12 protein-coding genes are annotated in these 13,474 nt (G+C 35.8%); all 12 read right to left on the reverse strand.

Annotation, left to right across the window (positions count from 1 at the left end; all coding sequences use genetic code 11):
• Positions 1 to 14 precede the first annotated feature (14 nt).
• The 12 genes from BD809_RS13280 to BD809_RS13335 all read right to left on the reverse strand — a co-directional run bounded on the left by BD809_RS13280 (position 15) and on the right by BD809_RS13335 (position 13,468).
• A complete protein-coding gene (locus tag BD809_RS13280; protein WP_148783470.1) occupies positions 15 to 908 on the reverse strand; it encodes a tyrosine-type recombinase/integrase in 894 nt (297 codons plus the stop codon).
• Between the two features lie 116 nt (positions 909 to 1,024).
• Complete coding sequence (gene rpsU / locus BD809_RS13285; RefSeq protein ID WP_148783471.1) at positions 1,025 to 1,219, reverse strand: 30S ribosomal protein S21; 195 nt, start codon at positions 1,217 to 1,219, stop codon at positions 1,025 to 1,027.
• 81 nt (positions 1,220 to 1,300) lie between these two features.
• Positions 1,301 to 2,683: an alpha-amylase gene (locus tag BD809_RS13290; protein ID WP_148783472.1), complete on the reverse strand. Its 1,383-nt coding sequence runs from the start codon at positions 2,681 to 2,683 to the stop codon at positions 1,301 to 1,303.
• 198 nt (positions 2,684 to 2,881) lie between these two features.
• The gene (locus BD809_RS13295) at positions 2,882 to 4,048 is read right to left on the reverse strand and encodes an acyl-CoA dehydrogenase family protein (protein WP_148783473.1); all 1,167 of its coding nucleotides are present in this window, start codon (positions 4,046 to 4,048) and stop codon (positions 2,882 to 2,884) included.
• A 127-nt stretch (positions 4,049 to 4,175) separates the two neighbouring features.
• Entirely contained in the window at positions 4,176 to 5,030 is an 855-nt protein-coding gene (locus BD809_RS13300) for a helix-hairpin-helix domain-containing protein (RefSeq protein WP_148783474.1), read from the reverse strand.
• 25 nt (positions 5,031 to 5,055) lie between these two features.
• Complete coding sequence (locus BD809_RS13305) at positions 5,056 to 6,693, reverse strand: alanine/glycine:cation symporter family protein (RefSeq protein WP_148783475.1); 1,638 nt, start codon at positions 6,691 to 6,693, stop codon at positions 5,056 to 5,058.
• Between the two features lie 100 nt (positions 6,694 to 6,793).
• Positions 6,794 to 7,801 carry a potassium channel family protein gene (locus tag BD809_RS13310; RefSeq protein ID WP_148783476.1) on the reverse strand — a complete coding sequence of 336 codons (1,008 nt, stop codon included), beginning with the start codon at positions 7,799 to 7,801 and terminating at the stop codon, positions 6,794 to 6,796.
• A 2-nt stretch (positions 7,802 to 7,803) separates the two neighbouring features.
• On the reverse strand, positions 7,804 to 8,025 hold the full coding sequence (locus BD809_RS13315; protein ID WP_148783477.1) for a PspC domain-containing protein: 222 nt from the start codon (positions 8,023 to 8,025) through the stop codon (positions 7,804 to 7,806).
• 22 nt (positions 8,026 to 8,047) lie between these two features.
• Positions 8,048 to 9,337, reverse strand: a complete 1,290-nt coding sequence (locus BD809_RS13320; protein WP_148783478.1) for a DUF2851 family protein — start codon at positions 9,335 to 9,337, stop codon at positions 8,048 to 8,050.
• A gap of 288 nt (positions 9,338 to 9,625) precedes the next feature.
• On the reverse strand, positions 9,626 to 10,612 hold the full coding sequence (locus BD809_RS13325) for a helix-turn-helix domain-containing protein (RefSeq protein WP_148783479.1): 987 nt from the start codon (positions 10,610 to 10,612) through the stop codon (positions 9,626 to 9,628).
• 150 nt (positions 10,613 to 10,762) lie between these two features.
• On the reverse strand, positions 10,763 to 12,121 hold the full coding sequence (locus tag BD809_RS13330; RefSeq protein ID WP_148783480.1) for a pyridoxal-phosphate dependent enzyme: 1,359 nt from the start codon (positions 12,119 to 12,121) through the stop codon (positions 10,763 to 10,765).
• A gap of 102 nt (positions 12,122 to 12,223) precedes the next feature.
• On the reverse strand, positions 12,224 to 13,468 hold the full coding sequence (locus BD809_RS13335; protein ID WP_148783481.1) for an ABC transporter permease: 1,245 nt from the start codon (positions 13,466 to 13,468) through the stop codon (positions 12,224 to 12,226).
• Positions 13,469 to 13,474: the final 6 nt, after the last annotated feature.

Consider the following 13,474-nt stretch of genomic DNA (forward strand, 5'->3'; position numbering starts at 1 on the left):
CTACAAGAGCGTACTTATTTCTTCTTATTTCTGGGATGGGCATTTTTATAAGCTTTTGCCAATTGCGCTACATTTTGATGTGTGTACACCTGAGTAGCTGCCAAACTAGAATGTCCAAGTAACTCTTTTACCGCATTAAGATTAGCACCTTCACTTAATAATTGTGTAGCAAACGAATGTCTTAAAATATGCGGACTCGTTTTAACCTTTGATGATGCCTTACTAAAATACGTATTAATAATTCGGTAGACAAGCGTTTCATATATTTTAACTCCTTTTGAAGTAATGAACAAAAAGTCGGTGTTTTCACAACCATGGATTTGTTTTCTAAGCTCAAGATACTCATTGAGCGTCACACACACAGTAGATAATAAAGGCAGTATCCGTTCTTTACTACGTTTTCCCAGCACTTTTATCTTTTGAGCAGTACTATCCACGTCTGACATCTTTAAGTTCACTAACTCAATACGTCGGATGCCTGTCGCATAAAATAATTCAACTATGAGTCGATCTCGTACACTTGTAAAATCTTTGTTTACCCCCATTAACGACAAAACATCCACTACCTCATCGTCAGAAAAAGGAATTTGTAATTTTTTAGTAGTTTTCAAGGCACGATGGGTCGCTAAAGGGTTTCTACTTATCTCATCTATTTTGAGTAAAAACTTGTAGAATGTTTTAAGGGAAGAAATCTTTCTGTTAATGGTACGATTGCTTTTCCCTTCTTCCACCAAAGCGACTATCCAGCTTCGGATCTGAACATACTCGACCTGCACCAAGTCAAATTCATCAAAAGCCACTTCTCCAAAGTCCCGAAAAGCCATTATATCAGTCCTGTAGGCATTTACCGTATGTTCAGAATAATTACGCTCAAAGGTGAGATACTCAATAAATTTAGAAATAAGCATAAAAAAAACCATTAGCGTATAAAAGTACTAAACTTTTACGACCCTAATGGTTTAAATGATATAGTAAAAACGAAGTCTGCTTAAAAAGCATTATAGACCACGCTCACGATGTGCTACTAGATTTCTTCTTGATCTCTTAAGTGCTGAATGTACTGCGCTTTTTGAACTTGAGCTCTTCGCTCAACAGAAGGTTTTGAAAACGCTTGTCGCTTACGTAGCTGACGCATTGTCCCTGTTCGGTCAAATTTACGCTTGAAACGCTTTAACGCTCTATCTATATTCTCTCCGTCTTTAATAGGTATAATTAACATAGTATCACCTCCTTTCTTTAGAAATTAAGGTGCAAATATAATACAAATGTATAACCTACAAACCTTTTTTATATATTTTATTTATTTGATTGACCATACCGTATAACTATTGGGAGGGACTTGAATTTTAACCCATTTATCTCCTTGAGTAACAGGCTCCCAACTGGACCGTCCTGTATAATCTTTTATCCTCGTGTTACTCCAATTCGTCTGTATCCATCGTTCTTTATAAGAATTTGATATATTAATATAGACAATTAAACCAATTTTTGAGGCGTTCCCGTTACGCCGGGCAATATATTCATCTGTATCCGTATACAGGTTTGAGGTATTACCTGCTGCCAGATTATTATGAATCCATATTAAATTGTTTAATGCATTCTTATCAAGCCAGTCTTCATAGTCCTTATAAAAAAGCGCCGGATATCCTTCATGCGTTAAGATATATGCATAGGCAAGAAGTTTATTAATTTGTATCTCATCAGTATCATGATTGGTGACAAAAGTCACAGCTCTGGACGCATTACGTTTCCAAAGCATATCTCCCTGAAGCGCATTCAAGTTATTGCCTTGAAATGCATCCCGCATTTTATAGTAACACGCAAAATCAAAAGCCGACATTTGTGCCTGATCTGTCCACCACTGCAAGGTAGCAGCATTACCATCCCAATATTCACCTACCGAAAAGCCTCCGACTGCATTTTTCCAATCTCTTGCTATCCAAGGTTCAAAACCTTTCACGTAATCAAAGCGCCATCCATCAAACTTCATAGTGTTTTTATAATATTTTGCAACTGAGTTAGATTTTTTCCATAACCAATCTTGTACATAACTCTTATGATGGCACAGGTCTGCAAACCCTCCAAAAACTCCGGAATCGTTATTATGATAGTCATTAGGATGAAAATCATATTGCGTACGATTAAATAAATTTGATTTGGGGGTATACTTGGTGTAGGTATTTGAATTTTTGAAAATGTTGAATTCTGAATCCCCTCCACTATTATGATTGATAACGATATCAGCAATAACACTCAATTGATTTGCGTGTGCACTGTTAATCAACTGTTCCAATTCGGTTTTTGACCCAAAACGAGTTTCTGTACTTCCCATTTGGTTATACTGACCAAAATCGTAATAATCGAAAGGATCATAACCCATTGAAAACTTTCCATTCTGAGCTTTACTAACCGGTGGCAACCATATTGCATCAACCCCCGCATTGCTCCAGGCAGACACCTTATTCTTGATTGTATTCCACCAAGTACCTCCGCTAGGCACGTCCCAATAAAACGCTTGCATCATAACCCCTGTTCCTATTGGTTTAAGGGCAGCTTTATTAAGGGGTTCTAATACCATTTTTTCAACAGCAGCTGGTTTTTCAATCTCTATTTCTTCTCGCTCACAACTGAGAGTTAAGAACGCCAGAAGAAATACGGCTACTTTTACATTTAAGTTTGTCATAATAAATAGTGTTTGTGTTTTAGTTATTTTAAAGGTAACACATTCTTAAAACACGAAAACGTTTGAGATTTAACTCAAACGTTTTCGTGTTGATAACATTTACTAAAACTTTAATTTTAACAGGGTTAAACTATTAAAATCCTGTTTTTTTAACATCTAAAATACAGAATTACAAATAGGGTATTATGAATCCTATAACTATGTAGCTGCTTTGTACTCCTTTTTATCAATGACTATCTTAGCTATGATCTCTTTTAAAATCTCAGAGGTACCTCCTCCAATAGGTCCTAACCTACTATCACGCAATAATCTGGCTAATGGATATTCTTCCATATAACCATATCCCCCAAGCAACTGTAAACATTCATAGATTACTTCATCAGCCATTTTGGTACCAAGAAGTTTTGACATACTAGCTTCCTTAACCACATAGTCACCGTCATTAAGTCGCTTGGTAACCGAATAATTGAATTCTTTATTCATTTCAATTTGACTTGCCATTTCGGCCACTTTATGTCGCAATGCCTGAAACTTATCAATCGTCTTACCAAAAGCCTCACGTTGTGACATGTACTCCAATGTATACTCAAGTGCAAATTCTGCACGCGCATGTGCATTGATACCCATTATCAGACGTTCTAGCGCAAAATGCTGCATGATATATCCAAAACCTTTATTCTCTTCACCCATCAAATTAGCAGCAGGCACTTTGACATTATCAAAAGCAATCTCACCTGTGTCAGAAGCTTTCCATCCTAGTTTATCAAGTTTGGTGGCAGAAATACCGGGAGTTTCTCGATCCATGATAAAGATGCTCATTCCCTTAGCACCTAGCTCAGGCGACGTTTTTGCCGCTACCACAAGGTAATCACTATATACCCCGTTGGTTATAAAAGTTTTAGAACCGTTGATAATATAATTATCTCCATCCTTTACAGCTGTTGTACGCATTCCGGCTACGTCAGACCCACCAAAAGGTTCTGTAATAGCTAAACAGCCAATCATTTCACCAGCGATACTTGGGGTAAGATATTTTTCTTTTATACTTGCGTTCCCCTCTTTATTAACGTGCGTCATCGCCAGATAGGCATGCGCCCACATAGCAGCTGCAAAACCGCCTGAATTAACCTTTTGAAGCTCCTCAAGAAAAATCACTGTATAAAACAGGTCCAGATCTAATCCCCCATACTCTTCGGGATATGCGATACCGAAATATCCCATTTCCCCAACTTTTTCCCAGATAAAACGTTCAATCGTTCCACTTTTCTCCCATTTATCAACATGAGGAACAACTTCTTTCTGTAAAAATTCTTTAAGACTTTGCCTAAACAGCTCATGCTCTTCTGTAAAATACATACTATTCATTTGAAGACTTTCTTTAAGTAATTAATTTTACTGTAAACTATGCTATCTTCTCAATCTGGTAATATCTGAGAAATATCCAATAGATCATTATGAAATTTGCAAAGGAAACAGCAATTTTTTCCGATTATTATTTTATAGTCAAATATAATGCTATTTTATCTATTTTTTCGAAATGAAACTCCCCTATTTTCTCTAATTCCTTAAAATCTTTAATATTACCATTAGCTTTCTGATAGTCTCTTATTCTAATAGCTGACTCAAAGTCGATGTAAGGTACTTTCATAAGATCTTTCACAGAAGCACCACTTAAGACTATTCTTTTTTTCAGAGGCGACTGTTTCACCGTATAGTGGCTGAGAATAGAAGTTCTTTGTCTGGTATATAATCCATGTATATCTTCTAATTGCGTATCACTAACAAAGCCTCCAATTCCTTTCCTATACTTTACAATACGCTCAGCGATAAAATCCGGTATTTTTAGTTCGGTAATTAAAGTTTCTGAAGTAACCGTATTGAGTTCTTTTTTCTGATCAAAACTCAAAACACTATTTTGAGTTCTTTTCTGAACATTCTTAAAAATCGGAAACTTGAATAAAGGTGCTATTTGAATGAGTAAGCTATCCGGGATCAACGTAACCTTTTTAAATTCAGCCGGAGAATTGACCCATTGCCCCTTGGCGCGATAACTTCTTAATCGTTCTAAGTGTTCTGGAGAAAGCCCTAAAACATATCCTTTATAATCCGATATAAAGTTTGGATTAAACGGTTTTAACCAGCGTTTAGATTCTTTTTCCTGTGTAGCTACGCATTTCAGAGAATCTATGTATGATTGATGCTCTATATCTAATGCAAAACTTAGCTTGGAATCATTGGTGGTTTTAAAGAAGTATATAAATAAACTATATACAAAGAGCACTACTGAAAAAACAAAAATCCCATTTCGAAAACGATAATTCATTTCGAAATGGGATTTGATACGCATAGTAATTGATTTATTGAATTGTCATTTACACTTCGAATTCATCAACACCATCTTCGATCGCGTCTTTTTTCAATTTAATTGCGTTATTATATTTAATCAATTCTTTACGCACTTTTGGCGTTAAGAGCAGTACTCCAATGATATTTGGTACCACCATAGCAAAGATCATCGCATCTGAAAAATCAATTACAGACCCTAAACTGATAGATGCTCCTACCACTACAAACACCAAAAATAATAACTTGTATACCAAGTCAGAAATTTTTCCTTTTCCAAAAAGATATACCCAACCTTGCATCCCATAATAGGACCATGAGATCATTGTAGAAAAAGCAAAAAGGATTACTGCTATTGTTAAGACTATAGAAAAATTAGGAATAACAGTATCAAAAGCTGTCGCTGTTAGCTCTACCCCTTCAGTAATTTCTGTTCCATATTCTAAGAATCCTGCATCGAAGTTAGTAATTATGATAACGAGTGCAGTCATAGTACAAATTACTACCGTATCGACAAAAGGTTCTAATAAGGCTACTATACCTTCACTTGCAGGATATTTAGTACGGACAGCAGAATGTGCTATTGCCGCTGATCCCACTCCTGCTTCATTAGAGAAAGCACCTCTACGAATACCCTGAATCATTACACCAATCAAACCTCCTGCAATTCCTAGTCCTGAAAAAGCACCTTCAAAAATTAAACCGAATGCAGCTCCTATATGCACATAATTAACTGCTAGAATAACCAATGCCGCTAATACATAAATCCCAGCCATAAATGGAACTATCTTCTCCGTAACGGATGCTATCCTTTTGATACCTCCAATTATCACTACGGCAACAAGAACAGCCATAGCGAGACCAAAATAAAGACCCGTGTTACCTCCTGTCAAACCTGTCAACTCTACAAATTGAGCTGCAGCCTGATTTGCTTGAAACATGTTACCGCCTCCAAACGATCCGCCAATTACGAAAATAGCAAAAAGTACTGCAAGCACTTTACCGAGTCCTGCCATATTCTTTTCCGCCAGACCTTTTTTAAGATAATACATCGGACCACCATATACGGTTCCATCAGGACCAACATCTCTATACTTAACTCCAAGCGTACATTCTGCAAATTTTGAAGCCATACCTAACAATCCAGCTAAAATCATCCAAAAAGTTGCTCCCGGACCCCCAATAGATAATGCTACAGCAACTCCGGCTATGTTACCTAAACCTACAGTAGCAGAAAGCGCCGCTGTTAAGGCTTGAAAATGTGAAACTTCTCCGTCAGCACTTTCATCTCTGATAGTATCAGGAATATCTCCATCTACCGCTACCGCCGCTATACCATCTTCTCCATATAATTCTTTGGCACCGTGCTTCTCAATGTCTTCATATTTACCACGAACGACATTAATTGCTGTAAAAAATCCACTAAAATTGATAAATTTAAAATAAACTGTAAAGTATGTTGCTCCACCTATCAATACTATAAGTACCCAGGGAATTTGAAACTCTTCGGAAAACGGGATTTCGTAGAAGATTAAATCAACAAACCAACTGGTATATTTTGAAAAAGTTACATCGATTTGTTCAGAAAAAGTCAAAACCTTTTCTTCTTGGGCAAAATTTATAAAAGGAATAATAAATGTTAGAATTGAAAGAAGAATTCTCTTCATGATCTGTATATTAATTTAGAATTATTTATGAATGAAGTGAGCAAGATGCTAAAAAAAACAGTTGTTTACAACGTTTAAGGAGTTAAATGTTTATATATTGTTAAATATTAAATTGTTTGTTCAATAAATTGACTTGTTCCGGTCTTCCCAGGACTACTACTTTTGAGCCGGGTTTCAATAAAGTATCGGCCTCCGGGTTCACTACATACTCGCCCTCCGGTGATTTATATCCAATGATTGTACATCCTGTCTTAGATCGCATATCGATGCTTCGTATGGTTTTAGGTTGTTCATCGTCGAACATCTTTTCAAATGAAATTTCTTCGATATTAATGGACTTCTTTCCTATAATGGATAAATTATCTAAAAACTCTATCAAATCGGGAACTACAACCAAGGACGCCATGTGATCTCCACCGATACGATCCGGCATGATCACGTTATCAGCTCCTGCCAATCTAATTTTTTTATAGGATGTATCTTGAGAAGCTCTACTAATTATTTTTAGGTCTTTATTTATTTGCCTTGCGGACAAGACAATAAACAAATTATCCGCATCTTCTGGCAGGGTACAAATAAGGGTAGATGCTGTTTTAATTCCTGCTTCTAGCAATACTTCATCCTCTGTGGCGTTTCCTTCCAAAAAAAGAAGCTCCTCACTCTGATACTTATCAATAACTTGTCGATCGTTTTCAACAATTATAAAGCGTTTATTATACGCCAAAAGTTTATCAGCAGCTTGCTTTCCATTTCGTCCGTAACCGATAATAATTATATGATCATTAAGTGCTTGTATCATTTTTTTAAGTTTTCTGTATTGCATATTATAAGGATCGCTCTTATTCACAATATATTCTGTAATTACAGAGACTGCATAGGCAAATATAGTTACACTTGTTGCGATTAAAAAGACGGTAAACAACTTAGCAGTTGCATCCAAAGGCTGCACCTCTCCAAATCCAACGGTGGACATCGTGATCACTGTCATATACAGCGCATCTATCCATGTATAATTAGAAAAGAAACGAAATCCAAAAACTCCTACTATAACAACTACAATAAGTAACGTTATGGCGATATATATTCTTGATTTGAAATACTTAATCATTCTTATAGGTCAAAAACTGAAGTTCGTTTAGTGTACACTAAATCTTTTAATTTGAGCCAAAAAGCCATTGTAAGATAGAATACAAATCCCAATCCTGCAGTGGCAAAGGTTGCATATATAAAAAACAAACGCACATTTTTAGCACGTATTCCTAGACGATCTGCTAATCGACTGGACACATAAAAACCATTTCTTTCTAAATAAAGTCTAAGATTATATAGCATGTCGCAAAATAATTATAATCTATCAAACTGAATACTGGTTTAAAAAATAATTTCCAAAGGCACATTGCAAACATTTTTTTTTGACACAGTACTGTGATTTAAGCTGTAGATATGCTTGTGAATCCATCGCATTCTCCATACTCATTCCGGATTTTTCGAATTCCCTGATTACCGTATTTTTCTCCGGCTGTAATGACTCCATAATCGAAAGTAGTTTGGAATGATCTTCTACACCCCGACTTCTATTATAAGCAAATAGAAAGGGAACCACTACATTCATCACAAGAAGATCAATAAAGCTTTTGGAAGTTTGCTTTACATTTCGTTTTGAAACTTTTCCAAAGGTATAATGCCTTTCCCAATACGAAGAGGTTTTTACGCTAAAGGCATCATAGAATTGCCCTAAACTATCACACGTAGTCACTATAGTAAATAATTGATTGTGCTTTGAAAGCAAGGCGGCTAATTGCGACAATCTAATGGTTGGAAAGTTTTGAGGACGTAGTCTAAAGAATTCTGCAGACAACAGGCCTTCCTGAGATAATTTATGCTTATGCTTTAGAAATGCATACTCACGTTGGAGCTCCTGATAATACGGATCCTCAATCTCTACGGTCAATAATTTAAGCTGCCCAAAGAACAGAGCTTCTAATTGCATAGGACGCTTACTATATTTTTTAATCAAGTTGTATGGAAAGGAATTCACCATTGCTGCAAAAGCTTCTCCATTGGCATTTAACCCAAAACCTTTTGCTATCATTTTGTAGAGAACGGCCTCCCAATCGTTATGTGTATTCTTAGTCAACGCAAAAATAACTTCACTTTTCTGAAGAAGTCGTTCTATATATACTTGTTTTTTCCAGCGAATAATATTAAACTCGGGAACTTGGCTCAATAATTTCGCGCAGGTCAGCCATGTAGATTTCTCTTTGGAAAGCACTAAGTTTTCATAGGCAGCAAACACCTCGGGATCTACTAACTCCTTTAGTTCAAGTGCTGGTATTTTGGAATTATCTTTTCTATAAATTGCTACATCATCCTCCCAAACGACATGTAAGATAACATTGTCATAGTTTTTGTCCGTTTCATGACCATGAATATACCAATCGCTGGATTTAATGTGAATTTCCACATTGCCGGCCCACTTTTGATCATCGATAAATAAAGAACTATTAAAAAAGTCTGAACCAGAATTTTCAGTATTGTGACTTCCTACAGATAGAATTTGAAGCGAAGACCCGTCTGTCGTCTTTAAATCGTTTGATCGAATCTTATTATACTTCCAAATGTAATGCAGAAAATCTTCTTTCATCTAAAAATCTAATTACCAGCCATTACATAGGTACAACTATTTTAAATATTTTATATTTTTAATGTCCACCTTTTTAATTCTGACCTATAAAAATTGTGTTTTAACGTCGTTCAATTACGGTTAAAATGTACTAATGGTAAGATAATTTGTATTATTGGAATGCAAAATTATAAATACAATTACGAATTTTGTAGTAATTGATATAAGTCACAAATAGATTTATACAACCTATACTTAGTTGAGTTTGTGTTAGGTTATTGATGGTTGCCATTCCACATGGCAACCATTTTATTTTGACAACAATCCGTCAGGAAATACATTGAACTTATTGTAAAATGCTTTTCTGAATTTGGATGAATTTGAATAATTGAGCATATTCATCACTTCTTTAACTGCCAACCCTTCAGAAAAGACCATCGTATATGCCGATTCTAAACGCTTATTATTAAAATATTCCAAGGGAGTCTGATCATGAATTTCTTTAAACATATTAAAAAAATTGGTTCGGCTCATGTGTGCCATAACCGCCAATTGATCCACTCCCACGAAGGGTTCGAATAAGTTATTCTCAAGATAGTGACTAATTTTATAAATACTTCCTACTTGGTTAGCATTGATTGCAAATGGACTATTATCACTATCAAATTTTATAATATCTTTCCAAAAGGTTTCTAGTAAATGGATCCCTCTAGCTACAAAATACAACTCGTTTTCAACCGTATCATATGCGGGAGTAACAATTTGATCAAAAAGGACGGACTGTCTGTAAGAAAGATAAAACTTATCAATAAACTGATGTGAGTGTCGTATGTAAGTGTTCAAGTTTTGCGCTGTAGTATTATTTTTCATAAAATAGGACTTCGTATAAGAGCTCTTAAGCACTATCATTGTTGAGCGAATCTCAGCCCCCTTTGGTATTAACACACGTTCTCCTCGTGTAGCATCCATACATCGCATATTACCGGGTGTATACGTATCACTATAATTACTAACAATCGACTCATTGTCTAAGGAATGTGTTAGTGCATATTTTCTAAAATGTAGAATTACGTCATTCTCGTTTATCGGATTTCTAATAAATTCCAGATCATCATTTGCTTTGTAATTATTAATTAACAAATAAACATCTGGAGAAATTTTATAATATGATAGGTACCCCTCGCCTATTTCCGGAGGAAAATGAATACAAACATCAGTCCCTTCAGGATCTAATTGATCCCTAAAGTAATTACTCAATTTATCTAAATCTGAAAAGTCAAAACTATACTGTTGCATGAATGGTAAACGTATTGATTACTTTATTATTGGACGTTTCTAACCCTTTAAAGTTACGTTCACTTTGCAAAATCAAAAATGAAAAAACCCCACACTACTCTTTGATAAGAATACTAATGGGGTAATCTATTAATTCTTAAATATATAAAATTAATTCATATGATTTATAATATCCGATTTGGTGATGATTTGAAAAGTATTACCCGATTTTATAAGCACCGCAGAATTGCCATTTTTAATTTGTTTGGCAATTGCATCAATGGAAACCGTATCTTCTAATTCAGGGTATTTACCATTCATTATAGCTTTAATAGGCGTATCAGTATTTTTACCATTCTCAATAAATGCTGAGAACAACGCACCTTCATCCACTGATCCTACGAAGCCCTCACTATCCGTAACTGGCATTTGAGAAATGTTATGGGTACGCATTCTCTCAATAGCATGCGATACCAATTCTTCTGTTTTTACTGTTACTAAGCTTTTATTCTTGTGTGTTTCTAATAAATCTTTTGCTGTAGAAACATCTGCTTCTAAGAAGCCACGTTCTCGCATCCAGTCATCGTTAAACATTTTACCCACATAACGACTTCCATGATCATGAAACAGCACGACTACTACGTCATCTTTGGTAAAATTCTCTTTTAACTGTAAGACACCTTTGATTGCAGCGCCCGCACTATTGCCCAAGAACATACCTTCTTCTTTTGCCAAGCGCTGGGTGTAAACTGCTGCATCCTTATCGGTTACCTTAACAAACCCATCAATAATTGAAAAATCTACATTTTTCGGCAATATATCTTCCCCAATACCTTCTGTGATATAAGAGTAAATTTCGTTTTCGTCAAAAACTCCGGTTTCATGATATTTTTTGAATACCGATCCGTAAGTATCTACGCCCCAAATTTTAATATTTGGATTCTTTTCTTTGAGATATTTCCCAACTCCAGATATCGTCCCACCTGTTCCTACACCAACAATAAAGTGTGTTATTTTACCTTCAGTTTGCTCCCAAATTTCAGGTCCCGTACTTTCATAATGCGCCTTTGCATTTGATGGGTTGTCATATTGATTAACGTACCATGAGTTAGGAGTTTCTTCCGCTAATCTTTTAGAAACTGAGTAATACGATCTTGGATCATCCGGTTCTACATTGGTTGGACACACCATAACTTTGGCTCCTACCGCACGTAGAATGTCCATTTTTTCTTTAGACTGTTTATCAGCCATTACGCAGATTAACTTATAACCTTTAACAATAGCTACCAACGCTAATCCCATTCCGGTATTTCCGGAAGTACCTTCGATAATAGTTCCGCCGGGTTGCAATCTTCCATCGGCTTCGGCATCTTCAATCATTTTGAGCGCCATTCGATCCTTAACAGAATTCCCTGGATTAAACGTTTCATATTTTGCTAAAATCAAAGCATCAACATCCTTCACCAAGGCATTCATTTTTACCATAGGTGTATCCCCAATTGTCTCTAATATATTCTTTGCGTACTTCACTCTTTATATTTTGAATTTTATACGATCCAATCACCGTATATTGATCGTGCAAAGATACAAAGTAGTTTATCCACTAACAATTTTTAACGTATAATCCCCTAGCTACTGAAACCTAATCGCTTTGACTGGAGAAATCCTGGAAATGATATAGGAAGGAACTAATAACATGATCAAACATAAAATTAAAGTTCCTGCATTAAGAAGTAGTATATAGCCCACATTAAGATATACCGGGGCTGTATTCACATAATAGGTCGCAGGGTTTAAACGTATCACTTCGTACTGCTGTTGTATAAGCAATAGTCCTATTCCTATAAGGTTTCCCCAAAACAATCCTTTCAATATCAAATAAGCCGCATTGTACAAGAATATTTTACGTATACTCCAATTTGTCGTTCCCAAAGCTTTAAATATTCCGATCAGGGGAGTTCGTTCCAATATGAGGACCAACAGTGCTGTTATCATATTAATGCCCGCCACTATAATGATGATACTTATAATACCAATAATATTAAGGTCAAACAGCTTTAACCACTCAAAAATAGTGGCATACTTAAGTGCTATCGTTTTACTATCCAGCGTAGAAGGAATCTCCTCATACACCTCGGCGCCTTTTTGATCAATCGCATCAAAGTCATCGATAAAAACCTCAAAACCACCTACCTCATCCTCTTCCCATTTATTCATTCGTCTGATATGTGCAATATCTGTAAATGCAAAACTCTCATCAAACTGCTGAAAACCTGAACTGTATATTCCAACGATCTCCAACGCACGAATATTAGGCTTATCATTAGCACGTGCATTTCGTTTCAAGAAATACGTAATAGCTTTATCTCCGACTTTTAGATTTAAACGATTGGCGATATGTTCTGACAACAAGATTTCATTAGAGACTTGATCCTTCTTTATATCAGGTAGCCGTCCTGTTATCAGGTAATCTTCAAAAACATTCCAGTTATAATCTGTATCAATGCCTTTAACAACAATTCCTTCAAAATCAGAAGCGGTCCGTATGATGCCGGCCTTAGTAGCATACACCTGCACATGCGAGATTCCATCTACGTTTTTAAACCTGGGATAAAATTCTTGATTTTTACTGATAGGAGCCCATGATTCTACACTGTTATTGTTGTCATAGCTTGTGATACTAATATGCCCGTTAAAGGCTGCAACTTTCTCTCTGATTTTATGCTGAAGCCCTACCCCTGTAGCCACTGTAACCAACATCATAATCATGCCGATGGCAATAGCAAAAATTGCTATTTTCAGTATAGGTGCTGCAATACTATTATTTTGTTCCTTACCTTTGATTAGGCGTTTGGCAATAAAATATTCGAAATTCAACTTAAC

The organism is Aquimarina intermedia, assembly GCF_008124785.1.
Taxonomy (GTDB): domain Bacteria; phylum Bacteroidota; class Bacteroidia; order Flavobacteriales; family Flavobacteriaceae; genus Aquimarina; species Aquimarina intermedia.

Coding starts and splice junctions, on each gene's coding strand:
- BD809_RS13300 (WP_148783474.1), bottom strand. CDS start 5,030: ATGCGTATCAAATCCCATTTCGAAATGAATTATCGTTTTCGAAATGGG.
- BD809_RS13310 (WP_148783476.1), bottom strand. CDS start 7,801: ATGATTAAGTATTTCAAATCAAGAATATATATCGCCATAACGTTACTT.
- BD809_RS13305 (WP_148783475.1), bottom strand. CDS start 6,693: ATGAAGAGAATTCTTCTTTCAATTCTAACATTTATTATTCCTTTTATA.
- BD809_RS13320 (WP_148783478.1), bottom strand. CDS start 9,337: ATGAAAGAAGATTTTCTGCATTACATTTGGAAGTATAATAAGATTCGA.
- BD809_RS13315 (WP_148783477.1), bottom strand. CDS start 8,025: ATGCTATATAATCTTAGACTTTATTTAGAAAGAAATGGTTTTTATGTG.
- BD809_RS13280 (WP_148783470.1), bottom strand. CDS start 908: ATGCTTATTTCTAAATTTATTGAGTATCTCACCTTTGAGCGTAATTAT.
- BD809_RS13290 (WP_148783472.1), bottom strand. CDS start 2,683: ATGACAAACTTAAATGTAAAAGTAGCCGTATTTCTTCTGGCGTTCTTA.
- rpsU (WP_148783471.1), bottom strand. CDS start 1,219: ATGTTAATTATACCTATTAAAGACGGAGAGAATATAGATAGAGCGTTA.
- BD809_RS13295 (WP_148783473.1), bottom strand. CDS start 4,048: ATGAATAGTATGTATTTTACAGAAGAGCATGAGCTGTTTAGGCAAAGT.
- BD809_RS13325 (WP_148783479.1), bottom strand. CDS start 10,612: ATGCAACAGTATAGTTTTGACTTTTCAGATTTAGATAAATTGAGTAAT.